Source organism: Lysobacter sp. A289 (genome assembly GCF_054072675.1).
The window spans coordinates 965600-991892 of record NZ_JBSVRN010000001.1 but is presented as its reverse complement, the minus strand read 5'-3'; the positions used below and the strand labels follow the sequence as shown (position 1 = coordinate 991892).

21 protein-coding genes are annotated in these 26293 nt (G+C 60.1%); 7 read left to right on the top strand and 14 right to left on the bottom strand.

Annotation, left to right across the window (positions count from 1 at the left end; translation table 11 throughout):
- Nucleotides 1–850: 850 nt before the first annotated feature.
- From ACW5DN_RS04590 to ACW5DN_RS04580, 3 genes are all read right to left on the bottom strand, one after another.
- Complete coding sequence (locus ACW5DN_RS04590) at nt 851–1330, bottom strand: hypothetical protein (protein WP_456961563.1); 480 nt, start codon at nt 1328–1330, stop codon at nt 851–853.
- Between the two features lie 74 nt (nt 1331–1404).
- Nucleotides 1405–2163 carry an enhanced serine sensitivity protein SseB C-terminal domain-containing protein gene (locus tag ACW5DN_RS04585; protein ID WP_456961562.1) on the bottom strand — a complete coding sequence of 253 codons (759 nt, stop codon included), beginning with the start codon at nt 2161–2163 and terminating at the stop codon, nt 1405–1407.
- Nucleotides 2164–2334: 171 nt separating this feature from the next.
- Entirely contained in the window at nt 2335–3291 is a 957-nt protein-coding gene (locus ACW5DN_RS04580; protein WP_456961561.1) for a DNA-binding protein, read from the bottom strand.
- A gap of 104 nt (nt 3292–3395) precedes the next feature.
- Here ACW5DN_RS04580 and ACW5DN_RS04575 point away from each other — a divergent pair, with 104 nt between their 5' ends.
- Nucleotides 3396–4481 carry a site-specific integrase gene (locus ACW5DN_RS04575; protein ID WP_456961560.1) on the top strand — a complete coding sequence of 362 codons (1086 nt, stop codon included), beginning with the start codon at nt 3396–3398 and terminating at the stop codon, nt 4479–4481.
- Between the two features lie 55 nt (nt 4482–4536).
- Here the strand turns inward: ACW5DN_RS04575 and ACW5DN_RS04570 are convergent, their stop codons facing one another.
- From ACW5DN_RS04570 to ACW5DN_RS04550, 5 genes are all read right to left on the bottom strand, one after another.
- The gene (locus ACW5DN_RS04570; protein WP_456961559.1) at nt 4537–7149 is read right to left on the bottom strand and encodes an AAA family ATPase; all 2613 of its coding nucleotides are present in this window, start codon (nt 7147–7149) and stop codon (nt 4537–4539) included.
- 347 nt (nt 7150–7496) lie between these two features.
- Nucleotides 7497–8258, bottom strand: a complete 762-nt coding sequence (locus ACW5DN_RS04565; protein WP_456961558.1) for an AbiU2 domain-containing protein — start codon at nt 8256–8258, stop codon at nt 7497–7499.
- Nucleotides 8255–9169 carry a hypothetical protein gene (locus ACW5DN_RS04560; RefSeq protein ID WP_456961557.1) on the bottom strand — a complete coding sequence of 305 codons (915 nt, stop codon included), beginning with the start codon at nt 9167–9169 and terminating at the stop codon, nt 8255–8257. The genes ACW5DN_RS04565 and ACW5DN_RS04560 overlap by 4 nt, the downstream gene beginning before the upstream one ends.
- A 232-nt stretch (nt 9170–9401) precedes the next feature.
- A complete protein-coding gene (locus ACW5DN_RS04555) occupies nt 9402–10184 on the bottom strand; it encodes a DUF6988 family protein (protein WP_456961556.1) in 783 nt (260 codons plus the stop codon).
- Nucleotides 10181–11566 carry a DUF6035 family protein gene (locus ACW5DN_RS04550; RefSeq protein WP_456961555.1) on the bottom strand — a complete coding sequence of 462 codons (1386 nt, stop codon included), beginning with the start codon at nt 11564–11566 and terminating at the stop codon, nt 10181–10183. Before ACW5DN_RS04550 ends, ACW5DN_RS04555 begins: the two co-directional genes overlap by 4 nt.
- A gap of 462 nt (nt 11567–12028) precedes the next feature.
- On the opposite strand from ACW5DN_RS04550, the gene ACW5DN_RS04545 reads away from it, so the two are divergent.
- From ACW5DN_RS04545 to ACW5DN_RS04535, 3 genes are read left to right on the top strand one after another with little or no spacing between them, the layout of a single operon-like run.
- Nucleotides 12029–12169 (top strand): hypothetical protein, encoded by a 141-nt coding sequence (locus ACW5DN_RS04545; RefSeq protein WP_456961554.1) that lies wholly within the window; start codon nt 12029–12031, stop codon nt 12167–12169.
- Nucleotides 12170–12222: 53 nt separating this feature from the next.
- On the top strand, nt 12223–12849 hold the full coding sequence (locus ACW5DN_RS04540) for a DUF6988 family protein (RefSeq protein WP_456961553.1): 627 nt from the start codon (nt 12223–12225) through the stop codon (nt 12847–12849).
- Nucleotides 12850–12876: 27 nt separating this feature from the next.
- Nucleotides 12877–13602 carry a hypothetical protein gene (locus ACW5DN_RS04535; RefSeq protein ID WP_456961552.1) on the top strand — a complete coding sequence of 242 codons (726 nt, stop codon included), beginning with the start codon at nt 12877–12879 and terminating at the stop codon, nt 13600–13602.
- Nucleotides 13603–13838: 236 nt separating this feature from the next.
- On the opposite strand, the gene ACW5DN_RS04530 is transcribed toward ACW5DN_RS04535, so the two are convergent.
- From ACW5DN_RS04530 to ACW5DN_RS04510, 5 genes are all read right to left on the bottom strand, one after another.
- On the bottom strand, nt 13839–14435 hold the full coding sequence (locus tag ACW5DN_RS04530; RefSeq protein ID WP_456961551.1) for an energy transducer TonB: 597 nt from the start codon (nt 14433–14435) through the stop codon (nt 13839–13841).
- A gap of 162 nt (nt 14436–14597) precedes the next feature.
- On the bottom strand, nt 14598–16022 hold the full coding sequence (locus tag ACW5DN_RS04525; protein ID WP_456961550.1) for a serine hydrolase domain-containing protein: 1425 nt from the start codon (nt 16020–16022) through the stop codon (nt 14598–14600).
- A 767-nt stretch (nt 16023–16789) separates the two neighbouring features.
- Nucleotides 16790–17632: a hypothetical protein gene (locus ACW5DN_RS04520; protein WP_456961549.1), complete on the bottom strand. Its 843-nt coding sequence runs from the start codon at nt 17630–17632 to the stop codon at nt 16790–16792.
- 487 nt (nt 17633–18119) lie between these two features.
- Nucleotides 18120–18602 carry a Mov34/MPN/PAD-1 family protein gene (locus tag ACW5DN_RS04515; RefSeq protein ID WP_456961548.1) on the bottom strand — a complete coding sequence of 161 codons (483 nt, stop codon included), beginning with the start codon at nt 18600–18602 and terminating at the stop codon, nt 18120–18122.
- The gene (locus tag ACW5DN_RS04510) at nt 18565–20343 is read right to left on the bottom strand and encodes a ThiF family adenylyltransferase (protein ID WP_456961547.1); all 1779 of its coding nucleotides are present in this window, start codon (nt 20341–20343) and stop codon (nt 18565–18567) included. Before ACW5DN_RS04510 ends, ACW5DN_RS04515 begins: the two co-directional genes overlap by 38 nt.
- Before the next feature lie 891 nt (nt 20344–21234).
- Between ACW5DN_RS04510 and ACW5DN_RS04505 the strand changes: the two genes are divergently transcribed.
- Together ACW5DN_RS04505 and ACW5DN_RS04500 are read left to right on the top strand one after the other, a co-directional pair.
- On the top strand, nt 21235–23355 hold the full coding sequence (locus tag ACW5DN_RS04505) for an ATP-dependent nuclease (protein ID WP_456961546.1): 2121 nt from the start codon (nt 21235–21237) through the stop codon (nt 23353–23355).
- Complete coding sequence (locus ACW5DN_RS04500; RefSeq protein ID WP_456961545.1) at nt 23352–25085, top strand: UvrD-helicase domain-containing protein; 1734 nt, start codon at nt 23352–23354, stop codon at nt 25083–25085. Before ACW5DN_RS04505 ends, ACW5DN_RS04500 begins: the two co-directional genes overlap by 4 nt.
- 277 nt (nt 25086–25362) lie before the next feature.
- Here the strand turns inward: ACW5DN_RS04500 and ACW5DN_RS04495 are convergent, their stop codons facing one another.
- Entirely contained in the window at nt 25363–25617 is a 255-nt protein-coding gene (locus ACW5DN_RS04495; protein ID WP_456961544.1) for an alpha/beta hydrolase, read from the bottom strand.
- A gap of 181 nt (nt 25618–25798) precedes the next feature.
- Here ACW5DN_RS04495 and ACW5DN_RS04490 point away from each other — a divergent pair, with 181 nt between their 5' ends.
- A complete protein-coding gene (locus ACW5DN_RS04490) occupies nt 25799–26047 on the top strand; it encodes a XapX domain-containing protein (RefSeq protein WP_456961543.1) in 249 nt (82 codons plus the stop codon).
- Nucleotides 26048–26293: the final 246 nt, after the last annotated feature.

The window sequence follows — 26293 nt, the reverse complement described above, 5'->3', positions numbered from 1 at the left end:
TAGAAACTGTGCTCTTTGGAGGCAGACAGGTCTAACCAAGACGAACAGAGGCGGAGATTAAGGACATCACCGGACATGTACGCTGAAATTTCTGGCCTCTTGAGCACTGGGATCGGTGAAATCTGACCCACGTGTGTCCTGCTAATCGCTCAGAAATCTTGTTGATCTGTCAGCCGATGCGTACCACCAACGCATTTAACCCGTTCACCGGCGTCAACTAAAGCGTTCCACGATGGCCCATCGTCAGCTAATACGGACTATGCGGCATTGGTTGCCACTGCAAGCGATCCGCTTTCGTTAGTCGGACTGTCCGGCGCGGTTGTTGTTGAGCGCACTGCTGAGCACCCAACGTATGCGGCAACCCTACGCAATTGCAGCGGTCTTGATTATCCAGCCTGCAACGCCTGCGGTTATCCATACCCAGCTGGGCACCGCAGTCTTGTGTGCCCTGACCACGCACTCATAGTGCCCATTGCACGCAGTCATGCATGCCCACTGGTTTAGTGATGCACTCATCGGTGTGGATTTTTCTGAGCAACGCAGTCATACATGCTCACAATTGAACTAATGCCGAACCGTGGCGTTCTCTGGATGCCCAAAGCAGAGAGTACTCCGCATCGCACGCTGGCCAGTGCCATGTCCGTTGCTGAAGATGAGCTCTGCCATTGCTCCAGTTGCTGTAAGCCCAGCTTTGGACCCAGCACATGGCTTAACACTCCTCAATCGCTGAGGAGATTTGGCTACAGCCTCCACCGCAAGCGGTCTTGTCTCCCCACGTTGAACAATCACTGATAGTCGCTGTCGCAATATTCACGTGTACCGACTAACCCGACTCCTGTGATCATGTCTGTCAGCGCCACTCCTGTGGCGTAAGGTCACCTGCCGCCAAATACAGAGGAAGCTTTCGATTGTGGAACAATCGAGCCAATCTGCTGCGATCATGGCCCAAAAACAGCCACATATGACGCTCATCGAACTGAAATTCCGACCGAAACGGATAGATTGGCTCTTCCCGGTCGTGCCCCTCTAACAAGTCAAACCCGAGGAGCACCACGAGAGAGCGTGGGCATGCTGGTTCCCCAGATTGACGGTTAGAAAGGTAAATGCGGTCGGTAACTTGGCCCAAGGTGGTCGCAGGTGATGGACGGAGATCAATGACTTCGGTTTCCACCCCACGATCTGCAACCGTGTGTGCAAGCGCTCCTAAGAAGGCCTTCGTGCAATCCGGCGGGCAAGCTACAAATGCAGGATTGACATAGCTCGGGAACAACCGGTGAACAAACTTGGCAATGACCGAATCAATGACCGTGGAGGACTGAGGAATATCCATGGGTTACCTGGTTGTTGTAAGCACCAGCTTGGCCCAACTGCTGAAGCGGAGCGTGGCCATTGCTCCCGGTGAAATCAGATCTTCCGGGCCTCTGTGGTTCCCATGTAAAATGGCTCCACGTCGCTTTCAGCGATGTAAGCCGGCAGCCCTTCGGCCGGATCAAACACCGTTAGATCGATCGTTTGGTCCGGCGGAGATTGCTGGATCGCGGGTTGCATCGAAGTCATGCACGCACGCGCTGCGCGTTCCGAATATTCGGGTGCTACACCTAGCACAATGAGCAGAGAGACCACCTCTGGATGTGCTGCAGTTGCGGTTTGGATCAAGTATGCAGACTCCACGAATGTTTGCTTCGTTAGTGTCTGTGTAAGAACAGGAACCAGCCAGGGAGGTTGTTGATCGGGTGAGCCGAACCAAGTTGGTCCTCCATGCCACGTGTCCTTCCTGACCTGAGCGACCGTCCCCGAGGTCAGTAATGACTCAATCTCTTCCGGGTACAACACGGCACCACCATCGTTCGGGTTGAGCATCAAAGTGGCTCCGCGCGTCATCTCAAACAGTTCGCGACCCACGCAGGTCACGATACGCGCTGAACGGCCGGCCGCGGCTGCCGCCTTAGACTCGGATGTGAAAAACGGCAGAGCGTCGAAGCCATCAGGGTGTTTGAACTGGATCAGTCGGAGCTTTGCCGAGTCGTCTGAGATTGGGACATGGGCGTACACGGTGGCTTCAAGCAGGTATCGAAAGAACTCCTGATCTTCTTCCGGATTCCCACGAGCACGCTCCAGGCGTTCTTCGAGTTCGCTCTCACTGATCATTGCGGGCTGGATCATCCGGTGGCAGACGTGATTTTCAATGTATTGTGTCCAAACGTGCCTTAGTCAAGGCTCCGGCCTGTGCAAATCTAGGTTAGCTGCTTCGAACAGAGCTTCTCTGAAGGCCGCGGCCGCAGCCCAAAGCCAGCTGGGTTTGGCAAGTATCTCGTTGACTCGTGCAGCTCCCAGCTAGCTTTCTTCCGAGACTTTAGCGCGTTTCCCGAACACACGAACGGCACGTTTACTGCCGGGCGAGCGAGCCTTCTTTATTGGCGTCTCACTCCTGCGCATCGCCGCCTCCAGAGCAGCCGGAAGATCTTGAAGCTTGGCCAACTGCTTCTCCAAGGCATCAGCGCGTGCACGTTCGATACCAGCGTCCCGACTCGCCTTAGTTGCTGCGACCTTGGCCTTTTCGGCAGCCTGATGAAGCGATTTCTCAATGGCGGCCTGCTCTCTGGTCGCAGCCACCAGACGATTCTTGAGCTCCTTGGTCTCTTGGCGGGCGCGATCTATCTCTGCGTGAGCGCGATCTTCAACGGTCCGCACATGCTGCGCCAAGCTTTCTCGCTCGGCTCGACCTGCATCCTGCAGCTGCTGAAGACGGGCCTCTGCAGCGTTCCGGGCCACATCGACTTCGGTCGTGCGCGCGAGCGCGGAATCGCGCTGCGCGGCGACTTCCTCAACCTGTCCCTCGAGCTGGCTGGTCAACCGCTGCAGCTCGACAGCCTGGGATGAGGCGAGTCGTTCCGCATGCGCAGAGGCGTCCGCTTGGTCACGCAGTGCTGCCGCCTCGGTGGCGAAGTTCTCCCGATCTAGCTGAAGTGCCGCCTGATCCGCCTGTAGAGCCGCGCGATCGGCAGTATGAACCTCTCTGGCGATGCCAGTAGCGTGCTTGAGCGCCAAGGCCCACCAGTCCGCTGCCAAGGAGGCGACCGTTTCCGGTGCTTCGGGCACCGCCAGACGCGCTTGATGTCCCTGCAGTCGAGCACCCAACGCCTGCCACCAGGTCTCCAGCCACCGGGTCACGGTGTTGGGCGAGCCGGTGCCCAGGTGCGCTCGGATCCGCTCGATCGTCGGCCGTTCGCCGGCGGCGACCAGCGCGTCAGCCGCGGCGTGGACGTCGGATTCGGTGATGCCTTTTGCCATGCTGCGGCCTCCTATGCGGGCGCCCTACTCTGTTGATTCCGTACTGGTGATAAGTGATGATTATCGTGGCTAGACGGTCACAATCGTATTAAAACATACATACTATGAAAGATAATCACGCACTTCCGGTGCTCGCGCAAGCCGCGTCCGGCTTGGTCCTGCCCGATCAGCTGGCCCAGCAGGCCACCGACGCAGTGCGCGAACTGCTGGCCGAAGCCGCAGCCGCCAACACCACCCGCAGCTACGCCACCGCCCTGCGCTACTGGGCCGGCTGGCACGCGGCGCGCTACGGACTCGAGTTGACACTACCGGTACCCGAGGCTGCCGTGCTGCAGTTCGTGGTCGACCATGTCCAGCGCCGCTCCGCCGACGGCGAGCTGGCTTGGGAACTGCCGCTGGCGGTCGATCAGGCGCTGGTGGCCGCGGGTCTGAAAGCCAAGCCCGGGCCGTGGACGCTGGCCACGGTCCGGCACCGGGTCGCGGTCCTGTCCACCGCGCACCGGCTCAAGCAAGTCGCCAATCCCTGCGAACAGCCGGCCGTGCGCACCGTGCTCAGCCGGGCCGCCCGGGCCGCGGTCAAACGCGGCGTGCGACCCCGCAAGAAGACCGCCATCACCCTGGCGGAACTCGAAGCCATGCTGGCCACCTGTGACGACAGCCTGGAAGGCCTGCGGGACCGCGCCCTCCTCTGCTTCGGATTTGCCAGCGGTGGGCGCCGTCGGAGCGAAATTGCCGCGGCAGACCTGCGTGATCTGCGCCGGATCGGCGACAAGGGGTACATCTACCGGCTTGAGCACAGCAAGACCCAGCAGGCGGGCGTTACCGCGTCTTCGACCCCGGACAAGCCGGTGCTTGATCGCGCCGCGCTGGCGCTGGAAGAGTGGCTGGACGCTTCGGGGGTCACCGAGGGGGCGATCTTCCGGCGGCTGTGGAAGAACCGTGTGGGCCCTGCCCTGTCGCCGGCGGCCGTGGGCGAGATCGTGCAGCGCCGCGCACGCCTGGCCGGACTGGAGGGGGATTTTGGCGGGCACAGCCTGCGCTCGGGGTTCGTCACCGAGGCCAGTCGCCAAGGGGTGTCCTTGCCGGCCATCATGCAGCTGACCGAGCATCGGGCGGTGTCGAGTGTGATTGGGTACTTCCAAGCGGGTGGCGCCTCAGATAATCCTGCCGCTCGACTCTTGGAGGACTAACCACGTCTGAGTCGTTTTTACCCGCAGCTGGGAGACAGGAGGTAAAGACCTGCCGCTAGTTGCCAAAAGAAGCGCTCATCTTCGTCAGAGCCGCCAGGATCTGCTGGACGATGCCAATCTCGAAGTCTTCCCCATCCCCGTCATGCGTGCCCTTGTTCAGATACTTCCAAGCCAACGCAGCCTCAGGCACAGCCAGCAGCTCTTGGAACGCCTCCTTGCGTTGCGTCCAGGCCGCTGTTGCCAGTCGCCCCTGATCAACTCCGTTGTTGACGGCCCTGGACAGGGCTTGCACTAGGTTGCGTAGCTCAGGATCGCCATCGGGCCTGCGCAAAACCAGTGATATCCGCGCTAGTGAATCGTCGGCATTGCTCAGCGCTCTCCAGACCCGGGTCGTCAGGTTCTCCAGTGCCTGTCGGCAGGATGCCAATGCCTGCCGCTGATCAGCCTCGTCAAGTCTCTCTTGGGCGCGGCGCAGGTAGTGGCGATCGCTTCCGTTTCTGACGATGGGCTGGTGATCGCCGCCATGATGCTTGAGGATGTAAAGCATCGAAGCTTCCTGTCCCAAGCCGTTTTGAACCTGGGTGATGAACTCCGGACTATGGCAGGTAATCACGATCTGCTTGCCATTGAGCCTGGGATCGCCAAACAACGTGTCGCGTATCCCCTTGCGGTGGTCATGGTCGATGGCATTGACGACATCGTCGAACACAAGCAACGGCAAGCCAAGTTTGATGTTCTTGGCCAGCAGGATAGCCAATCCCAAGCATCGCAGATGCCCTTCACTCAATACGTGCAGCGCGTCGTGCAGTTGGTCTTGGCTCCCCACGAAGGCAACCCGGATCCGCTCGCCTCCACGAAGCGGAAGATCAAGCTTGGCGAGCTTGTCATGGTCGTGGTCCTCTAGATTGAACAGGTTGTAGAGTTCCTGGGCCGTCTCGTTCAAGTCTGCCAGCAAACCTTCCGGAAGCCCGTCGCGAAAGCGTTTCAGACTGTCAAGGAAAGGCGAATATCCGTCTTGGATCCGCTTCTCGAAGGCCACGGTAGCTGCTTCTGCAGCCGCTTCGGCAATCAGTTCCGCGTTGGCTTCTTCGAAGTCATCGATCTTGGCTTTCTCATCCACCACCTGCTGATCATGCATCGAGCGGCGAAGTCGGAGGGCATCGACCTGATCCTTGACCTCTTGCAGCGCCTGCTGCTCTTCCCTCAGTGGTGCACCACGCGCCTGCCTTGCACGAATGTCCGCGTCGCCTTCCTCAAGTGCGCGAACCTTCGCCAACAGCGCTTTCCAGGTTGCCTTGGTCAGCAAGCCTTCTGTCCAGGCCTCGACTGGTTGATCTTGCTCCACCCATTGCACCAATGGCGCAAGGCCCCCACCGCCTAGGGGCGCGTAGGTATGCGCTGCCGTCACCTTCCCATGCAACTGGGAGGACAGCTGGCTGCATTCCTGGACCAGGCGCGCCTTCGATGCCTCAAGCGCGGCAAGGTCTGCCAGTAGTTCAAGCCCGTCATGTGCACGAACAAATGGATCCCGCACCACGTTGGCCAATGGCGTGTCGCAGGCGGGGCACTTGTCGGGGGTCTCCGCCGCAAGTGCCTCTACCGCTCGATACAGTGCAAGGAACGAGACCTCGCCGGCCCGGACATCCAGATCCGCCTGCATTCTGGCCACCTCGGCAAGCTTCTTACGCAAGCTTTTGCGCAGGGCCGCAAACGAGGCAACCGCCAGCCCCGACTGCGGAGGGATCTGTTCTTGCAGGGCGGCATTGACCTCTTGCAGCCGCCCTTCTTGTCCGTCCATGCCGAGGCGGCGCAGCAGCAGCTCGTAGGTCAGGCCCTCTTCAAAGCCATTGGCAAGCTGGGTTTGCGCGGCATCAAAGGCAGCCTGCGCCTCGGCACTGCCATCGAGCTTTTGCCGTGCGACCTCAAGGGTCGTGCGCACGAGCGTCAGCGTTTCCTGCTTGGGCGTGCCTAGCCGCAGCTGGTTGTCTACGCTTGCCGTGAAATTGCCGACGAACGTGTTGAAGCCATCCAGCCCAAACAATGTGGCAATGAGAGCACCGGCTTGCGCTGGGGTGCGAGCGGCCAACCGCGCGAAGCCCTCGATGCGGTTCTTCTCCACGATGGCAAAACGCAGCAGTTCGGCATTGGGCGCAACGGGAACCCCATTGGCCCCACCGGTCGCCAGCAGCTGCGGCGCGACATACCTGCCTTCGTGGATGTTGTTGAAATACTGACCAAGATCCTCGATGCGCTTTGCGGAAGCCTCTTCAACATAGCCGAGCAGCGCAAACTCAAGGGCCTCACACAGGCTGCTCTTGCCGCTGCCGTTGGGGCCCTGGACCAGTACGATGTTGTGCGACAGGTCGAATTCTTCTTCGCGCCGGAATCCGCGAAATGGTCCGACCTTCAGCTTCTTCAACCGTGTCCAGGGAAGCTGGGCAGCGGCGGCGTCGACCTGTGCCGGCTCGATCGCGTCGGGCGTGTTGTCCAGATCCCGACGCAGCATGGGCGTCAGCACAGTCGCCCGTTGCCCCCCGTTGTTCACCGTGGGGATCAGCGCATCCAGGTTGTCTTGGACGATTCGCGCAATCCGCTTCGCGTCAGCAGGTTCTTCCGTGGCCCCCAGCCATTGCATGTATCGAAAATACTCGTCGTGCACCGCACCCATCGTTGCTGCTCCGTTGCTCAGCAGTCTCTTGGCCGGGTCCCGTCTGCACCAGCTGGCCCGGCCCTGTGGGACCACTGGCTACCAAGCTACCCCTTGTATCAGTGCCGTGCACTAAGCCTTGGCCGGGAAAGCACGAACCAACTGCTCCGTGCGCCAATCCTATAGCCCAATCATGTACTCCGGGCGGCGCTCGCGAGCCCACGCCAGCTGGATATCGGTTTCTGGTCGAAAGCTGCCCCCTACTCGCGATAGATCTTCCTAACCCCCTGTCCGCAAGCCTCTGCTGTCGACCAGAAACGGACACTGGGCGCTCGGATCGCTCGTCGGGAAGGAAACTGGAAAGGAGCTTAGAGACCGGCCAACGTGCGCCACATCGCCTTGCCTTGCTTTTCATGGACCGACGCAAACTGCTTCGGATCCCAATTCGTGCCCGTCAGCAGCAAGCCCAGTTCGGCCACGATGGCCTGGCATCGATCGCCGAAGGCCAGCAACTCGTTGAACGTCAGGCCAAGCGTGTTGATGTCGAAAGCAGCTGGCTCATCGTCCAACTTGCTCATTTCCAGGTGGGCGTGGTGCTTGTCGCGCATCGTCTTGATCTTGTCGGCCGCCGGGTGCGCCTTCAGTGCCGCCATGTCTGCCTCTACTTTCGCTAGACGGGTGTCGAATTGCGCGTAGTTCGTGGCCCTGTCTTGCTCCCTGAAGCGCTCCTGGATAACGGCGGAGCTTTCCGGGGGCAGATCGCTGATCGGGTCCTCGTGAAGGTGATCGAACATTGTTCCGTAGCGGTCCCGGTAGCATTCTTTGATCGCGGGATCCGCATGGAGTTTTCGCCAGAGATTCGGCAGGCTGCCGGACCTCGAATCTTTGTCTAGGAAAAGCCGGGACTGGTCGCGCACTAGGTCTTGCCCCAACAGCGGGGTCAGGTGGTTCCAGGCGTTGGCACCCGGAGTCTTGTCCAGCTTGGCCTTCAACCCCGCCTGGATCTCGGCGTCTTGGATGAGAGGCGCGAGAATGTGCCGGCGCTCATCCAGGATGTGGCATTCCTGTGTGAGTACCCGAATGTATCCGTCGATTTGCCGAACACGTTGGTCCAGATCTTCAGGCGTCATCCCTCTGCCTCCAACGGCACCTGCTGAAACCGCACCTGCAAGCGTTTGATGAGGGCACGGGTTTCCGCATTGGGAGCGCGCGTGCAGACCAACACAGCCTCCCCATTGGGCACGTGGCGGGTGGCCTTCTGTTCCGCCCGCAAGATGGCGCGGTATTTGACGGCTTGGTAGACGCCCCGCTGCAACTCGTCCTCGCTGCACCGGCTAGTCTTCACCTCCACCGCAAGACGTTGCTTGCCGTTGTCGAAGTGCGCGTCCAGCCGATCACCAGAGCTCAGCAATTTCTCGTTGGTGCCCGCGAGATAGTTTCCTAAGTCCGCCAGTTCTTCCGGGTGAGAAGCCACCCACCGCTTGAGTGCCTGGTGCTCGGCACTTTCAGGGCCACCCCCCTGCTGAACCTTCGGGAGGGGGATGAGTGCATCTGCTGCGACTTCCTCCATCTGTCCGGCCGCTGGGGTCAGCATGGTGGCGCCCAGGGCGCGAGCGACCCGATCCCAGTCCGGATAGGTGAAAGCGTCTTCCATCGCTTCCCGCAGGTGCGCACGGCGCTCGTCCTCTGTGTCCAGCTTCTTACCCGCGAAGTAAGCAGGAGAGATGGTGATCGCCCCCTCACCAGGGTGCTTGGTAGCTTTGTTGACCACGATGGCATGCAGCGGAGGAATGGGCTGCTTCCACTGCTCGCTTAGCCATTGCAGGGCTTGCGCCACGCCACCGGCGACGGTGCCGTAGAGGTCTTTTCGGGGTTTGATTTCGTGCCCGTAATTGTCGTGCAGCTCTTGGGCCAGGTCGCTGTATGAATGGGCCTCGCCCTCCTGTGCCCACCGGATGAGAATGGGCAGCGCGTCAGGGATGACCTGACTGCGCCAGCGCGTGCGCGCGAACTCAACCTTCGACCAATCGAACTTCTCCATCCCCCGCTCTTCCCCCTTGTCGTCCCGTCATGGTAGCCGCGGCGCAAAGCCCTGGTAACGGTGAGGGCCGCACTCCTCGGCCTCCTCGTCAATTATCGTGCGGCAGCAGCCAGCAATCGAAGTTGAGCGCCGTTCTGGAATCGCTCACCGACTTGCCGATGAAAAAGCGCGAAGCTTTGGTTCAAGAGCTGATGAAGCCTGCAGCGGGCTAACCGGATTAGGCCCATGGGCGTTACAACGCCAGATGGCCCATCCGGGCTTTCCGCTGCTCGAGGTATCGGGTCATGTGGGAGGCGGCGTGCGCGACCACATCATTGAGGTCGTAGGCCCCCACCCCCGTGGCCGTCAGCGCCGCGATGACGCAGAGGTTGGTCGTGGCCACAGTGTTGACCGTGGTCTGGAAGAGGATAGCGGCGGGCACGTGCGCGCCGATCTGCCCGTTGGGATCCTCATACATCACCCGAATGGCCTTGCCCCCGTGGACCAGCCCACACAGGGGATCCCAAGAATTGGTCACCGTGCGAGCCAGCTTCTGCGGTCCGTTGTCTTGGCCGATTCGGGCAATGGTGGTTTCGACCTCGGTCGCCAAGTCCTTCAATGGGATGGCTGCCCACTTCCCCTTCTCGTTCTTCTGCCGGGGCCCGCGGTCTTCCTTGAGGAAGTCCTGCAACTGCTCCTCGTCGGCGATGAACTGGACAAACACCGCGCGCAGGAACTGCTCGGTCTGCGAGCGATGCAACCCCAACGCAACCGCGGGCAAGTCAATCGGATGGGTTTCGAGCAGGAAAAGCAGCGCCCGGCCGTAATCCATGGACGCCCGAAGCAGCTGGAACGTCACCCAGTGGCGCTCGCTGTCGGGTGGGATGCTGATCTGCGCCATGCCTCCCATGTTGGCCTCTAAGGCTGCTCGGGCCTCGCTTGCTTCCTGTGAGATGTCTTGGGCCGTGGGATGCCGGCGTTGGCGCAGGGCACCCAAAGCTATCTGGATGCCCTGATTCAAGGCGTCACTACTCATGCCACGGTCCCCTCCACACTGCGAGGTTTTCTCCTGGACGCTTGAAGGGCAACGCTCGCCACCCGCGCGGCGTCGGCTGACCAGATCTGCGCCACTTCGGGAAACAGCCGCACCAACAAGGTATCCCAGGTGCGCTGTGGTTCAAAGGCCGGCTCTCCTTTCGCGAGGCTGACCAGAACGTCCTTCATTTTGCCTTGAAGCTTCTTGGTTCGGTCTTGCTTCACCACGGTCTTCAACTGGCCGTGTGTCCGTAGCATGCAGCGGTAGAACCAGAGGGCCTTGGGCCACACCTTGTGGACGTGGTGGCCCAGCTCGGCCAGGGTCTCAAACCCGATTCCAATGGGCTTGCCTCGACCATTCTTGGCCGAGTAACCCACCACCAGTAACCGCTCCAGGTCGGTGTCGTCCTTCGGATATTTCGGCAACTGGATGCCCACCTGGGCGAACGATCGCCGCAATTCATTCCAGCGGCGATCCCTCTCCTTGTAGTCGGTGAACTCGCCCTGGAGCATCGCCACGTAGAAGGCATCGAAGGCGTCTCGGCGCCGGGCCCAGACCTGCTCTTCCTGCCACGTCGCCCGCTCCTTCTCCACCCGGGCTTTGTGACCCTCGTAGTCGAAGGCATAGACCCGCGGGATGCCGCGGCTGCAAGTGTCAAAGGTGAGTTCGTCGAAGAAAACCTCTCGCCGCACCTCCACCTCCCTGATCGCCCCATTCGCCAGGCGCGATTCCAGCCAGGCCCCTTCAAGGACGAAGCGGCCTTCACGCTGCGAGCGGGCCACCGTGGCGAATGTGACCCGGAACGCGTTGCGGTTGTTGGAGAAGAACAGGTCATCCTCCGACAGCCGGAACGCCTCCAGATCCAGATCCTTGAACAGCCAAAGCATGTGTCCGGCGTTCTCACGGTAGAACTTCATCCGTTCCGCGATGACGTGGACAAACGTGGTGGAGAGCTGGATCTCAATGGCCCAGCGATTCCCTTCCCGGGTTGTCTGGACATCGGGCTGACGCCACTTGTAGTGCTCCACGTCCCACCATCGTGCCTCCGTGTCCGTGCCGGCAAAGGTCGGATCGGCGTCCAGGCTGTCCCTCACCCATTGCTTGAACGTCTTGTGGAGGGCACCTTCCTTATGCAGCCCGAACTTGCGGGCTAGGATGGCCTTGGGGGAGTGACCCTTGCGGCCGGTGCAGGATTCCCGGTGGCGGGCGGTGAGGTGATCGAAGTAGAAGCGGATCTCGCTGCGCGCCCGAATGGCCTTTGACCTGACGCCCATCGCGTCCTCGCAATGCGGGCAGACATAGCGCGGCGTTCCGTCGAGAAGTTCGAGTTCTGCCGCCAAGCGCCCATCCCTCACGACTTCGCCGTAGTCGCGCCCCTCCATGAATTTTTCCAGGGAGAGTGTGTCACCGTTCACCCGGTCCCACACTAGGTCATGGGATCGCTTCGACGCCGGCACGTATGGGACAGGGTTATCCATTCCGGCAATTTACGGGGCGTCCGTCTCCCCACCTGAGACGATGGGACGATGTTGGCAATGGAGTGCCCTACTCCCCAACACCGGCCGCATTGCGATCCACTCTCATCGCCTAAAAACTGGACCGGCCAGAGCCTCGTGGACGCCCAATGTCCGCATCGAGTCGAATTTCGGCCTTGCCTACCCCCGATAAATTTTCCTAATCCCATCCGCCCCCTATGCCAGGGAATGGGTGCTGTTCTTCAATACGGAGAGACCCAGCCACATCCTGACGTGCTCACGCAGCCATCCTGCCATTACCCCTGAGTTCGGCCGCTCGCAGAGATTCGGAAACACTAAATACGTTCATAGCAAATATTAGGAGACGCTATGAACATAAATTTCAACTGCACCAATTGCTTCAATAACAACACTGTCAGCATCACCAAGCGTGTCACCCGCTGGACCATCTCCATCGCGGTATCCTTCGCCGTCACCTTGGGCACGCTCGCCCTCAGTGCACTCCTCTAACGGTTTGACCCTTCCCTCCCCGACCGGCATCATGCCGGCTGACTGGGGGAGTGATGGACTTCGATCTGCTATTTAATCAATCGGACGATTTGGCCGCCGAGGTGATCCAGGTAATCGGGCGTCCGCTCTATGACGAGAGCAACCGTTTGCAGGTCAGCGACCTTTTGTGCTCGCTATCCATGGAGCATGCCCACAGTGCTAGGACCTTGCTTGCGGCAGGCCTGATGTCCTCGGCCCTAGTGATCCACCGGGCCCAGTTTGAAGCGGTGATGCGCTCGATCTGGTCAATGTACGCGGCCAGCGATGGGGACGTGGAGAAGTTAGCCAACAGCCTCACGCTGGACGCGGAGCAGGCTGCCAAGAACTTACCCAGCGCTACCACCATGATGGCCGAGCTGGTCAAGAAAGCCCCTGACTCGCCCGTTGAAGCCCTACGCGAGTTCATGGACTACAACTGGAAGGCTCTGAATTCCCACGTACATGCCGGCATTCATCCCCTCCGCCGTCACATGGAAGGCTATCCACCCGCTCTGATCCGTGAGGCGTTGCTCAACGTCAACGGCATGCTGATGCTGGCCGCTATGCAGGCATCCATCCTTACTGGGGTTACTGGACTGCAACGACAAGTGCTGGAAGTTGGCGAGCGTTACCCGGCGGTTCTGCGGGTCAAGTCGCGGTAAACCTTGCTCTCGATGGAACAGGCCCCCATGCAAACCCAGAAGACTTCGATCAACGCGGCGCAGGTCATTGCCTGGGGTTCGATACTGCTCGGCTTTGGCGTCACTCAAGGCGTGATCTACCTGAAGTCGTATTGGGGCAGATTCGGCCTTGATCCTTTTCAGTTCAACAGTGCTAGCGACCTGGCAATCGTCGGGCTCACTGGAATAGGTGTGACTGTTATTTTCATGATGAGTGCCGCGCTGTTCGGGGGCTATATCAGCCACAAAATAGAACCGTATGTGGCGGCGCATCGGTGGGCCCTACTGGCCGCATCCGTAGGGTTTATTTCCGGTCTTGTTGCGTTGGCGTTCTTCGTGGATTTTGGTATCTACCTACTGATCGGAATGCTACTCACATGGGGCATGATCTGGCTTGTACATCGGTCACCCGATCTTCCTGAGAGCATCACCAAGCTACGTGCGGTTCCATACATTGCGTTGGCTGTTGCGTATGTTCCCATGGCATCGCACTACTACGGGCAACGAAAGGCGGATTACATCATTCGAGCCGATAGCGCCCTTTACATGCAGCCCGACCTTTCCATCGGCACTGGGCTTCCCAAAGGCAACCAGCGGTTTGTTGGGCGTCTTGGCGGTGAGTACATCTTCTACAACGTGAGTAATGGAAACGTTTCTATCGTCCTAGCCGATTCAACTCAGATGATCTCCCTTACGAAACGAAGCGCAAAATCCAGTGATTCCAGCCAGCCGTGATTACCAAGAAAGTATCGTGCTTACTTCTATCGACTACGGACTCTTTCGTGCTTTTACCTTGACGGATACATTGGGATCGAGGTCCGTCCTGGGTCGAAGGTGCCCCTTCCCTACTCCCGACAAACATCCCTAATCCTCTACCCGCCGATGTCCGCTTCCGGCCAATAGCGGACATCCGCGTGCGCAAAAAGTGGGAGCTGGTTTTGACGCCGCCATCAGCTCTCCACCAACCGTCTCTACTCCACCGTGACCTTTGGCTTGCCGTTGTGCTGAGTAAAATCGAACGCGTAGTCCTGATGAAAAGGCAAAGGTGTCACCTCACCCTTGTAAGTCATGGAGATGTCGCCGACACGTACCGTGCCGTGCACTGGGCCAAGCGTTACCTTGACTAGCGGATAGAACTTCCAAGTCTGGACCGACTCACGAACGCGGGGGAAGAAGGCGTCGAACTCGGGTGTGGCAGCCGCGTTGATCGGCTGCACTTCTGTAACCCGTCCTTCAGCGCTAACGATCAGTCGTACCACTACCTTGACGGGTGGTAGCCGATTGGCCACCTGAGAAGCGGGATACGCCGGGACCTGGTTGCCGGGCAGTGCCCACGGCTGTTCGTATTCAACACCCTCGATGCGTTGGTAACGCTCTGAAGCTGAAGCATCCAGCAATCTCGCTTGAACCTCTCCTTGACGAAGCTGGTCGGGGGACTCCAGCGGTTCCGAAACTCGTGTGGGCGCCGCGCATGCTGTGAGCAAAGCGAACGAGCCAGTCAACGCTCCTGCTTTGACTGACGCTGGATTCATGCCAAGAAATTTTCGTGGGGTGAGCTTGCACGTCATAGGTCTCGATCCTTCTTCGACTCCATTCCCAGGTGACAAGTGACCGGAATGCGTACCACGGAACGAGCGGCTACTTCCGCAAGTCCGCGCCACCCGGGTTCTCCGATCAAAGGCGGGTGCCCGGCTCATGCAGTGCTTTGGCCACGCGTTGGCAGGACGGTCCTAAGGGAGCCGCCGAGTAACGAACCTCACCATATCGCCCATGGTGCTCGGGTCAAAGTTGCTCAGTCCGACGACCGTATAGCCTTTGACAGGCATCACGCTGAAGACGGCATTCGCCCCGGGAGCCCCGCCTGCGTGGCCGAACTCGCGCTCGGCGCCCTCGCCGCTGACCCCGAATCCGTAGCCATACGAGCCCTTGTTGTTCTGCGGGCGGGTCGCGGCCTCCAGCGACTCCGCCGAGATCAATGTTCCATCGGCCAATGCGGTGGCGAACCTCACTAGGTCGTGGGTGGTGGTGTATCCCCCGCCAGCGGCCATCCCGCGCCACGGCAATGTAGCAGTCTCCCTCGTCCACTTCCCCTTGACCTTGGTGTAGGCATACGCACGTGCCGGGACAGACTCCGATTCTGGCTTGGAGCCCGTCGATGTCATGCCCGCAGGACGGTAGATGTGCTGGTCGACATAGTCGTAGTAGCTCTGGCCACTGACGGCCTCAATCACTGACCCGAGAAGAATGTATCCGTAGTTTGAGTATCGATCCTTCGCGCCTGCTTCGAACTTGAGCGGCGTAGTTGCGAATCTGCCCCAGTAGTCCTTGTGCGTCCTTAGCGAAGCCGATATTTTCGGGAACTCATCCCCAAAAATGTCGCCGGTGCCGCTCGTGTGGTTCAGCAACTGCCGCAGGGTAACCGCGTGAGCCAGCTCCTGGTTCGGGTAGTCGGTCAGGTGGCGCGACAAAGGATCATCGAGCGACAGCCTGCCGTCCTCCGCCAGTTGCAGGATGGCAACGGCCGTAAACATTTTCCCGAGAGACGCCATGCGGAGTTGGGTCTCAGCCGACACCGGGACAGTCGCCTCGCGGTCCGCAAGGCCGCCAACCCATGCGAAGACGGGCTGGCCGTTGCGCACCAACAGAAAGCTGCCCGAGAGCTTGCCTTTGGACTCGAGTGCATTGAGCCGCTCTCTAGTCCTTGCCACCAGCGCGTTCAACTCCATGGGTTCGGGCTTGAACGCATCGGGGGTCGGCACGCCTTCGAACCCCATGCTGCTCAGTTCCAAGATATCGCCCTGCTTGAGGACAATTCTGGCCAGCAGCGCATTTCCCCACTCGGACACCACCAGCGCCTCCACGGACGTGGGCGTACTCGACTTGACCTCCACCAGCTGAAAGGCGCCCTGCGACTCTCGAAAGTCGACGAACCATTGAACGTCGTCTTTATCTTTGTACTTCGCCTTGAAGGCTTCAAATAGCTGGCGCTCGCCGGCGTTATGCGCGGCCAGCCACATGTGAAAGGCCTGCTCGGCATGACCAACAGAGGACTTCGACTCGACAGCGACAGCGTATGGGAGCGTCAAAAGCACCATCAGGAGGAACTGCAAGAACTTCATCGGCATGCCTCTTCCGTCATCGGTGAATCTCAGCATACGCGCCGCCCTCCGAATCTGGCAGACCATTAGCGTCCGCTATGGGTCGGAAGCGGTCATTCGATCAAGCCACGCTGCGTGGCCTTGGTCCGCTATCGGCCTGAAGCGGACATTGCAGTTGGGCCGTGCGCACGCTGACAGGCCCCCAACCTTCGAGCCGGGCTTGAGGCGGATAACGTCGAGCAACGGGCCGAAGTCGTACCCATCGGCTTAAACACGGCGCTATGTAGAAATGAAACGCGGGCAGCCGCTCACCGCAACGGACGGAAGAACGCGCGGATTTCTTCCGCCAGGAGCTCCGGCTGTTCCATGGCAGCGAAGTGCCCGCCTTTGGGCATAGGCGTCCACCTTTTGACATCGAACACCCGCTCGACCCACGAGCTTGGAGGCGTAGGAAGCTCGGCTACGCTAGCGCCGGTGATCAGAGAGCCGTAACGCCGAAACGAGGCGGCGCGGGCCTTCGCTGACTTGGAGTTTTCTCCCCCGAGCCGGTCTGCGATCTCGTCGAATAGGGCCTTGGAAATGGCGTCGCCTTCATCCGTTCCATCCGGCGCCGCGCAAGCAGACCTTCGCGGACGCTCATTACCGACGAAAGCTGCCCAGAGTGGTCAAGATACCCTTCGTAAACTGGGCGAGCCGCAATCGCTGGTACGAACGGCCCACGCTTCCAGGCGTTGCCAGGACGTCCGCCTGAGCTACCAGCCGTCTTGTAGCAAAACGGTGGTGGTTGGGCGTTCCCGCCTCCCGGGACGCGTCGTCGGGCTGGCTCAGGCGTCGGCAACGATGAGCCAGGCTGGTGCCCAACTGTAATCAAACAAATGGGCGCTCGATCGGACTCGAAAACCGGCACTTTCGAGTTCCTTGCACCAAGCAGAGACCGGCTGCTCAAAGTTCGACGGTGCCGTGGCCCGTAGTTGTCCAAGCAGCATGGGGGCCAAAAATCCGCCGGCAACCAGCGGGCCGTCCTCACCATATTCCTGCGCCGCTCGCTCGTAGCGTTGTGCCATCGAAACGACCTGTTCGCTTTCATTGTTGTGTTCGGGGACGTCGAACTCAACGATGGCAATTCGCGCCACGTGCCCGCGCAGCTGCTTGAGTGAATTAAGCCGCTCAATGGGCGGAATTGATTGGAGGGCGAAGCTCGATTGGGCGAGATCCCAGAAATCTCCGGGTGCGATCTTCGACAGGAACGCCTGTAGCGTCAGCGGCCACGCGTTGCCGGGGGGAAGTTTCGGCCTTAGCGTCGCTAACAGGCCGGCTGCGGGTTCTACAACGTCAACGCTGCCGGGGGCGACGGATGCGTGTGCCAGGGCCGGCAGCAGGGCCATGCCGTCGCCGGCCCCGATATCGAGAAGTGAGCTGACAGCATGTTGCCCGTACAGCGAGGCCAATGCGCTACTGGTTGCGCTGTAAAGTCCGGGATTGCCCCCGCCACGGATAAAGACCTGAAAGGCGTGGGGTGCATCGTAGGCGTTGCGGCTGCCGGCGGCGAGATTCTCGAGGATGGCGGCTGCCATCAAAGAGCCGTCACCGCGTGCCGTCGTGAGGTTTTCGTTGGCGTCTTCGCGATGAGCCAGCTGGAGGAGGGCGCGGGCAAGCGGATCATTCATCACAGCCATGCTAACCGAGGCATCGGCGTCTCGCACACGTGCCGCGATTGTTCAGTCGATCGTGTTGTGCGGCTCCGATGCGAAGGGCAGTGCAGAACCTGGAGACGACGGCCTGTTGCATTAAGCCAGACATCGCCGATCGCACGGGGGCGGCGATCAACGCCGTCCACCCTGCCGTTTTCGTCATGGAATCGCCGCTCCACGGTTTCGCCAATCGTGCACCGCCCCGAAGCCTGCTCCCTGACACGCGCAGTTTCCATGTTTCAATAATGTCCATGGAAACAATACGTTAGGACGGATTACGGGAAGGGCGCTAGTTTCTCGTAACTTACGAGACTCCCCGTAAAGCGCCGTAATTCGGAATCTGTCACGAGAGTCGATGCCGAGGGGCTGAGGTCCGCCTCGGGGCGGTAGCGGCTTGGTCCGCTCTCGGCCAGAAGCGGACTTAACCAATAGCTGCCACACGAACGCGCCCGGACGGTCCACTTCAATCAATCTCGGCCGACGCGACCACCACCCCATTGCTCCAAAACCATCCGTGGCCAAGCTCGCACGCCCATACATCCATGTCCCAATCGTCCGGTCGTCCCCAGACAATTGCCATCAGCACTCGGTCGCATTGGGAATCTGCCGAACGAAGGATAGTGTGTGCCGCGCCACGGTCGATGTAGCTCAGGCGCCCGTGGCGCGCCTCCGGATGGCTGTGCCAGTCCCCCAAATACGTCGATCGCCCTCCGGTCGCCTGGAAGCGCTCTGCGATCCGCTCGTGCTGCCACGCCGGATCAGGAGTGAATCGGTAGCGATCATGCCGCGCACCCGGACCGGGCCCAATGACATGGTCAATTCGCCAGCTATCTGGGCTGAGTCTCTCGCCCATGAGCACACTGCCGGATTCTTCCGGGAATGTCCGAGACGCCTCAACTCGGCACGCTTCAATTAGGTTGTGCGGCAGGGCTAGGCGCGGGCGCATCACGGATCTTCCAGCAGTTACATTCCGGAGAGGACTCGAGCGTCTGCCGACGCCACACGGGCGGGGCTGAGCGATCACCGTCGGCGGCAAGGTCCAAGGTGTCGACGACGCTCGCGCCGAGACTACCCGAAACGACTGCAACCGCCTGGCGAATCGCTTGCATTGACAGCTCCTGCAGGTCGTAGTCCGCGCCGACGAAAGTGCGCTCTCCGCAGCCAGCGGGCTGTACCCGTCTCTCGTCATCGCTGCCGGCTGGCTCGTCCACTGTCCCTGCAATCCGCGCGTGTTGCAGGCACAGCACGCACGGTCCACCGACCGGATAGTGCACGACGGTTCCCCCCCGCACCTCTGGCGTGGCGCCCAGTTGGATCATCGGCACATCGCGACGCTGGGTCCTGTCCCAGAGCAGGCGATTGACGCTGTGCGAAACCGAGGCATCGATCAGCAAGTCTGTGTCGGCGAGGACGTCTGTGAACAGCTCGTCATCGGTCGGATTCGAGCTCATGCCAAGGCCATGCGGTCGTGGCTCGATCTGGCAGCCCGGGAAGTGCGCCTCGATATGCTCCTTCAACGCATTGACTTTTGGTTTACCCCACACGGGCGCACCCAACGGCCAGCGAACGCTGTTGCCCGGTTCGACAACGTCGAAGTCAATGAGTGTGAGTCGCGCTACGCCGTTTCGAGCCAGCTCGATCGCGATGGGCGCGCCCAGCGCACCCACTCCAACCACCGTGACCTTGCGCCCGGCCAACGCAGCAATTGCTGGAACGCGTACGCCCAGGTCGGAGCGACCTGCGCGCAAGATGGGAATCACTACACCCTTGGGCGCCGCGCCAGGTCGATCGCGAAAGTCTTTCGCATCGCCCCACTCCAATCCGACTAGCCAACCATCGCCGGTGCGGGTCTCGTCAAGCTCGATTGGGTGCAGAAACACGAATGGGCGAATATTGACCCCGCCCGGCAGTGCCTCGCGTCTGCCCGGTCCACCGAAGTGCTCTCGCCGGAGCTCAGTAATTCGATGGCCAATATTCGGTCGCGGTAGGAGCACGCTGTCGTGGCGGTGCCACGGAACGCGGACGACACGTCCACTGGCCAAGGCTGGCGGCAGTGGCATTGTCCATTCGGCGACGGTTTCGCCGTTCTTGTTGAAAACCCGCCGAACATAAGCCCGAATCTGCGGCGCGGTCGGCTGCACGCCGCGTGGCGCCGGCGGCTCGAATGAAACAACGAGCTCCAGATCGCCGCCTGCGGTGGAGGCGAAGTCCCAATCCGAGTCAACCAAGCAATAGGAGTCGCGCAACTGGGACCGTCCTATCACGTTCCACCAGTACTCGGCCGGCTCGCCCTGTGGGTCCTCTTCGCTACCGCCAAAGAGCGAGCCTTCGAGTTGACGCTCCAGCAGATCCGCAAGGCTCCACTCAGGTTGCCACTGAGCCGAGTCGCGTCCCAGCAAACAGATGTTCCCCGTATCTGGCGCGACATGTCGCTCGGGCCAGTCCTCCGGTGCCGTGCGCAACATCACCTGGGGCCGGACGTAGGGATGGGTGGACTGGAAAACCGCATGCAGCGGGATCCACTTGTCGCGCAATGGCCAGTCAAAGGTCACCTCCAACTGGCCTTGTGCCAACTTTTCCGTATCGATCTTGACGGCACGCGCCCGGCGCCGAAGAGAGGCGAGCTCCCAGGCCATGTAGCCGGGAAACACGCGCTCCCACTCGGGTTCGAGCGACGTGCCGTTCACGATCAACCTACCTGTGGGCGCGGCGGCTTGGGCGGGTTTTGCGGGCCTTCCGGCCGAGGCGGATGCTCCGGATGTTCTGGGTGCTGCGGATGCTGGGGGTGTCCCGGATGCTCCGGATGCTCAGGTTTGTTCGGGTTGCTAGGCTGTGCCATTGTGAAAAACTCCGTGAGAAGGATGGAAGCGAATCGGGGGTATTCCACGATCACGTTCGTCAGCGATATCATTGGGGTGACAAAATTGTCTGACCCGTCAGCAGTTGTAAGTCCGCGCGCCGGCCGTTTCAAGCGAGGCATCAGGAGATCCGATCCCTACTGGGGCATGAGTCCCTTGATCTTGACGTACCCATATGCGCCGACGAGCAAAATCACTGCCAACTGGATGCCCTTGGCAATCCATCGGTTTCGTTCGCGACGCGTCATGCGTCCGCATTGATCGCACTCCGTGTCTCGCTTGAGCTGCAAGTACCCGCAATGGTCACAGACGATGGTGCGGCGGCGAGGCATAACAGGTGTCCGGGACTAAGGGACTTGAAGCGTCGCACTGACCCATCTCACCGGTTGAGACTGTTGAGACGGTTGACCGTAGAGTCGAAAAAAGGACCACCTTCCGGCGGGCTCTACCTTCCCTATCCCATCACTTGCCGCTCTGTGCAAACCAGTTCGCCCCGGTGATTTGAAATGACCGCTCCGGTCGGAAGCGGCCACCCGCGCGAACGTCGGCTTCCGGCCATTAGCAGTCACTGACAGGAGGAGTGGCCGATGGCTCAACACCCGCTGGAACGGACCAATGTCTGCCCAAGCGCAGGGACACTTGGGTTCCGATCGGAGCGGCCTGCTTCGTGCCCGACGAAAGAATGAATTAGGCTCTCCTCAGCCTTTGGGGAGGAGAGACATGCGCATACAGAAGGTCAGAGTCGAAGGCTTTCGCCTGCTTCAGGATGTCGAGCTCATGCTGGAGCCGGGATCGACGGTTATCGTGGGTCGCAACAACAGCGGAAAAACATCCCTCACCGACGTGTTCGAGCGTTTCGCTGGCGACGTCGGCGCGAAGTTCAGGCTTGAGGATTTTTCTGCTGGCGCCCGCAGCAAATTCTTCGAAGCAAAGGAGCTCAGGCAGAAAGGGGAAGACCTGGACAAGGTCCTCTCCACCCTTCCGAGAATCACGGTCACCCTGACCTTCGCCTATGACAGTGCCGCCCACTCCTTAGGGCCACTATCAGCATTCATCATCGACCTCGATATGGGTTCGACGGCCGCCATCGCAAAACTGGAGTACGCACCCACCCTCCCATCGCTGCAGCAGCTGCTCGAGGTTGCGGAGGCTCCTGACGGCGTGGACCCGAAAGTCCATTTCATGAGGCATCTCAAGGAGGCGATACCCAAGGCCTATAGTGTCCAGATCAGTGCTATCGATCCAACGGACCCAGCGAATGTTCGGCAGTTCGAAGGGACGACACACCTCGCCGCATTGCTCCAATGCAACCTGGTGCGCGCCCAACGCACGCTCGATCATGCCAAGCACGGCGACACCGATGTCATCGGCAAGCTGCTAAGCACCTTGTTCAAGACCGCATCCACTCCGACTGCAGCCGCAGCAGACCAGCAGCTCGCGGCCCAGCTGAAATCCTCAGTTGAGGGTATCGAACGGGAGGTGCAGTCGGAATTCGATACGATGCTGAAAGCACTGCTGCCAGCGATGAACGTGCTGGGCTTTCCGAGCATGAACGACACCGTGTTGCAGCCGGAGACATCGCTCAATGTCGATGCGCTTCTGTCGGACCATACCAAGGTGGTCTATGCCGGCGCCGACGGCGTGCATTTGCCTGAAGGCTATAACGGGCTTGGCACACGCAACCTGATCTACATGCTACTGCAGCTGGAGAGTCACCATAAACTCTACCGCGCGCGACCGACACGCCCAGCAACCCATCTCATCTTTATCGAGGAACCCGAAGCGCACCTGCACCCCCAGATGCAGGAGGTGTTCATCAATCAGTTGAACGCCGCGGTGGGCAAGCTGTCGGCGAAATATCCAGACGAGCCGGCATGGCAGGTACAGTTCGTCATTACGACGCATTCCTCGCATGTGGCGAATGCCGCGCCGTTTGAAGCGATACGCTATTTCCTGAATCAGCAACCGGTGCCGGCATCGGGGCGCCGGACGAAGGTGAAGGATTTCAAGAAGGGCATGGCGGCGATCTCGAAGCCCGAGCAGGAGTTCCTGCACCAGTACATGACCCTTACCAAGTGCGACCTCTACTTCGCGGACAAGGCGATCCTCGTGGAAGGTACGACCGAGCGGGTGCTGATGCCGAGACTCTGCGAGATTGTCGATGGCGACTTGGATGAAGAGCATAAGTTGGCTAAGCAGTACATCACCACAGTCGAGGTGGGCGGCGCCTATGCACACATCTTCTATCCACTGCTGGACTTCCTTGAGCTGAAGACGCTGGTCGTCACTGACCTCGATGCCGTACGGTCAGCTACCAAGAAGGACAGGAAAGGAAATGATCGAAAAGTGTGGGAGAAATGCCCGGTCGCGCTGGGCGAAAGGACATCGAATGCAGCAATCCGTGAGTGGTTCAAGCCAGCTGGCGAGAAGGACGAAGGCGAAGCCGAGGCCAGGCCTGCTCCCGACTTTGACATGAAAACATTGCTCGCCAAAACCGACACCGAGAAGCTTTCCGGCTATCGCCGCATCGCCTACCAGGTGCCGGAAACGCCCGGATCAAACATCTGTGCGCGCACCTATGAGGATGCGCTGGTGCTCGCGAATCCTCGGATTTTTCAGCTTGCCGACGGCAACGGTCAAGCAGAGGATGCTTGGGATATCGCGCAGGACCTACCCAAGTCAGAAACAGCGTTGCGCTTCGCGATCCGCGAAAAGAATTGGAAGGTGCCGCGGTACATGATCGATGGCCTGAAATGGCTCTCTGAACCACCTCCGCCCGCAGCGGAAAATCCACCGGTCGTGCCGCCCGTCCAAGCTGCTGCCGGGGAGGCGGCAGCATGAACGGAGTCCAGGACAGCCCTGCTCTCGCCGCTGCCAAACGGGCACAGGCAAAGATCGAGACATGTTTGGATGAAGGCTGCAGCTTCCGGCTGGAAGCGGGCGCAGGGGCCGGCAAGACCTATTCCCTTGTCGCCGCGTTGAAGCGGATGATCGAAGAGCGAGGCACCGAGCTGATGCAAAGCGGACGCAAGATCGCCTGCATCACCTATACGGAGGTCGCGCGCGAGGAAATCGCGCGTGAGGTGGAAGGTCATCCCGCCATCCTTGTCGAGACCATCCACGCATTCTCTTGGGCCTTTCTACGCCAGTACCAGAAGGCGCTTCGCGAACTCGTCTCAGCATCGGAGAGCCGAAGTGGCAAGCTAGAAGAGGCGGGCGGCGTCGGGTCGAAGCTGGTGGAATACGAACTTGGCTTCTTCGGTGTGGACGACAAGCGCATCACGCTCGCCCATGACGACATTCCCCTGTACATGTCGCAGCTTCTCGCGAAGCCCAAGTTCCAGCTCCTATTCCAGCAACAGTTTCCAATCGTCTTCATCGACGAATACCAAGACACCGACCGCGACTTCATGACGGCTATCACCGACTACTTTTTTACGCCCAAAAAGGGTCCCCTCATCGGGCTGTTTGGTGATCATTGGCAGACGATATACAACAGCGAGTACGAGCTCGCCGCCTACCCGATTGAGGCGATCGACAAGGGATCGAACTTCCGTTCGGCGCCCGCCATCGTTGACGTGCTCAATCGGCTCCGGCCGGAACTGACGCAGGCAGTGGCCGACCCTGAAGCGGCCGGCGAGGCAAGGTTCTTCCACACTAATCTGTTCACTGGCGCGAGGACGAACACGCCGCATTCGAAGGCCGATCTCTTTCCCGAGCTCGCCCGCACGGTACGGGAGTCGCTCATGCAGCGCCTGCAAGGTGAAGGATGGGATCTGGGTAAAACCAAGGTGCTCATGCTGACCCACAACACGCTGGCGGCAGAGCAGGGCTACCCCTCAATTGCCAAAGTGTTTTCCGGACGCAACGACGCGTTCGCGAGGAAGGAAGATCCCTCGATCAAGTTCTTCGCTGAGACACTTGAGCCGATGGCGGAGGCGTATCAGGCATCCAATTATGGTGAGCTCTTCCGTCTCTACGGTGCGCGTCCTGCCATCAACACGCAGGCGGACAAGCAGTCTTGGCGTGACGACATGGACGCGCTAATGACGCTAAGGAACGAGGGCACCATAGGCGGAGTCCTTGATCACCTGCAGGCAACGAAGCGACCTGCGCTTCCCGATCGCGTGCTTCGCCGCGAGGAAGAGCTCAGACAGTTGAATGGCGAGCCGATAGCGGCGGACGCGACGGGACTGCAGCGCCATCGATCGCTGCGCGATGTTGCCTACTCCGAAATGACGGCGTTGGCTCGGTTCATCGACAAGCAGACACCTTTTGCTACCCAGCACAGCGTGAAGGGAGCGGAGTTCGAGAACGTGCTGGTCGTGCTCGGTGGCGGGTGGAACCACTACAACTGGCCGAAGCTCTTGGAACTTATCGAGACCAAGGCGCTCATCACAGCGAACACCAAGGGTTTCTACCGCGCACGCAATCTCTTTTACGTCTCACTCTCCAGGCCTATGAAGCGGCTCGCGGTGCTGGCGACGCAGACTTTGTCCGCCACAGCATTGACGACGGCCACGCAGCTGTTCGGCGTAGCGAACGTGGAGGCGCTAGCAGTTCCCGAGTAGTGGTTTGCAGTGCTACTGAAGGTCCGCTTTGGGTCGGAAGCAGCCATCCGCCCTACCCCCCCCCCCGAAAAAAAGCCCTAATCGCCTCCTCTAAGTTCCACGGCGAATCCGCGACTTGGACGCTACCGCCGCACCAGCGCTAATACGAACAATAGCAATGCAGCCAGTATTCCGAGCGCAGCCAGTGCCGTCCCGGGACCGATACCGAGCACTTGCACCCGCAAACCAAATTTTCTTTTCGAAAAAATCGGTGGCGGCACTTCGAACTCAGCATCACTCACCAATCGGCTGGCAAGGAAATTGGCATACGTGCGGCTATATCCAGATCACCTCGCCACAGCTCGTCATCATGACTGGCACCATGCACTAACAAGTGTGCGGCGTCGCTGAAGCCGGGCATCAGTGCTTTCGCGTTTCCCGGCGGCGTGCGGCCATCCAGCGTGCCGCTGATGAACAGCGCCGGAACATCACTTTGCAAGGGAGCGCGAAATGCCTCACCGAGGTCGATGAGCCGATAAAGACTCGCATGCACTCGATCCGATCCATCAGCATTCGGCTTGTATCGGGGCCGCATTGTTCACAAAGCTGCTCCCGGGTAGCAAGGAACAAGGCTTATTGGTGCTTGCAAGGAAACAAGGTGATTCCAACCTCGCGACTATTGGCAACTGCCGGCCGGGGTTAAGGTCGAAATCCACTTTTCCAATGGAGGCGGAATGAAGCCCTACGTCATCTCGCTCGCGGTCGGCCTTTTGGTCGGCGTTATCTATGCAACACTCAAAGTCCGATCGCCGGCCCCTCCCACCATCGCCCTCATTGGCCTTTTTGGCATGCTACTCGGAGAGCAGATGGTGCCCGTGGCAAAACGCCTGATCAGCGGTGAGTCGGTCATCAGCCTCATCCGGGGCGATTGCGCCGAGCAGGTTCTTGGCCAGCAGGCCGGGCCCGATGAACGAAAGGCCTGAGGCTGATGATCGCCTCGTTGCCCCGGTGGTAAGCACCATGGATACCGCAAATTACGGGATCGATGCAACGGCTGGTCATCACGTCCTCGTCGCAGACGAGCGCAAAGCCCATGACAGCAGTGACAGCAGTGACAGCAGTGACAGCAGTGACAGCAGTGACAGCGTACGAGCATCTCCTGTCGGGCCTCGTTGCCTGCACCGCAATCACCCTGCGCATGTACGCCGAACACGAGCAGTGGGGAGCTG

What these genes read in the sequence shown, in the direction of transcription:
- ACW5DN_RS04590 (WP_456961563.1), bottom strand. Translation starts at nt 1,330, where the DNA reads ATGGATATTCCTCAGTCCTCCACGGTCATTGATTCGGTCATTGCCAAG.
- ACW5DN_RS04585 (WP_456961562.1), bottom strand. Translation starts at nt 2,163, where the DNA reads ATGATCCAGCCCGCAATGATCAGTGAGAGCGAACTCGAAGAACGCCTG.
- ACW5DN_RS04580 (WP_456961561.1), bottom strand. Translation starts at nt 3,291, where the DNA reads ATGGCAAAAGGCATCACCGAATCCGACGTCCACGCCGCGGCTGACGCG.
- ACW5DN_RS04575 (WP_456961560.1), top strand. Translation starts at nt 3,396, where the DNA reads ATGAAAGATAATCACGCACTTCCGGTGCTCGCGCAAGCCGCGTCCGGC.
- ACW5DN_RS04570 (WP_456961559.1), bottom strand. Translation starts at nt 7,149, where the DNA reads ATGGGTGCGGTGCACGACGAGTATTTTCGATACATGCAATGGCTGGGG.
- ACW5DN_RS04565 (WP_456961558.1), bottom strand. Translation starts at nt 8,258, where the DNA reads ATGACGCCTGAAGATCTGGACCAACGTGTTCGGCAAATCGACGGATAC.
- ACW5DN_RS04560 (WP_456961557.1), bottom strand. Translation starts at nt 9,169, where the DNA reads ATGGAGAAGTTCGATTGGTCGAAGGTTGAGTTCGCGCGCACGCGCTGG.
- ACW5DN_RS04555 (WP_456961556.1), bottom strand. Translation starts at nt 10,184, where the DNA reads ATGAGTAGTGACGCCTTGAATCAGGGCATCCAGATAGCTTTGGGTGCC.
- ACW5DN_RS04550 (WP_456961555.1), bottom strand. Translation starts at nt 11,566, where the DNA reads ATGGAGGGGCGCGACTACGGCGAAGTCGTGAGGGATGGGCGCTTGGCG.
- ACW5DN_RS04545 (WP_456961554.1), top strand. Translation starts at nt 12,029, where the DNA reads ATGAACATAAATTTCAACTGCACCAATTGCTTCAATAACAACACTGTC.
- ACW5DN_RS04540 (WP_456961553.1), top strand. Translation starts at nt 12,223, where the DNA reads ATGGACTTCGATCTGCTATTTAATCAATCGGACGATTTGGCCGCCGAG.
- ACW5DN_RS04535 (WP_456961552.1), top strand. Translation starts at nt 12,877, where the DNA reads ATGCAAACCCAGAAGACTTCGATCAACGCGGCGCAGGTCATTGCCTGG.
- ACW5DN_RS04530 (WP_456961551.1), bottom strand. Translation starts at nt 14,435, where the DNA reads ATGACGTGCAAGCTCACCCCACGAAAATTTCTTGGCATGAATCCAGCG.
- ACW5DN_RS04525 (WP_456961550.1), bottom strand. Translation starts at nt 16,022, where the DNA reads ATGCTGAGATTCACCGATGACGGAAGAGGCATGCCGATGAAGTTCTTG.
- ACW5DN_RS04520 (WP_456961549.1), bottom strand. Translation starts at nt 17,632, where the DNA reads ATGAATGATCCGCTTGCCCGCGCCCTCCTCCAGCTGGCTCATCGCGAA.
- ACW5DN_RS04515 (WP_456961548.1), bottom strand. Translation starts at nt 18,602, where the DNA reads ATGCGCCCGCGCCTAGCCCTGCCGCACAACCTAATTGAAGCGTGCCGA.
- ACW5DN_RS04505 (WP_456961546.1), top strand. Translation starts at nt 21,235, where the DNA reads ATGCGCATACAGAAGGTCAGAGTCGAAGGCTTTCGCCTGCTTCAGGAT.
- ACW5DN_RS04500 (WP_456961545.1), top strand. Translation starts at nt 23,352, where the DNA reads ATGAACGGAGTCCAGGACAGCCCTGCTCTCGCCGCTGCCAAACGGGCA.
- ACW5DN_RS04490 (WP_456961543.1), top strand. Translation starts at nt 25,799, where the DNA reads ATGAAGCCCTACGTCATCTCGCTCGCGGTCGGCCTTTTGGTCGGCGTT.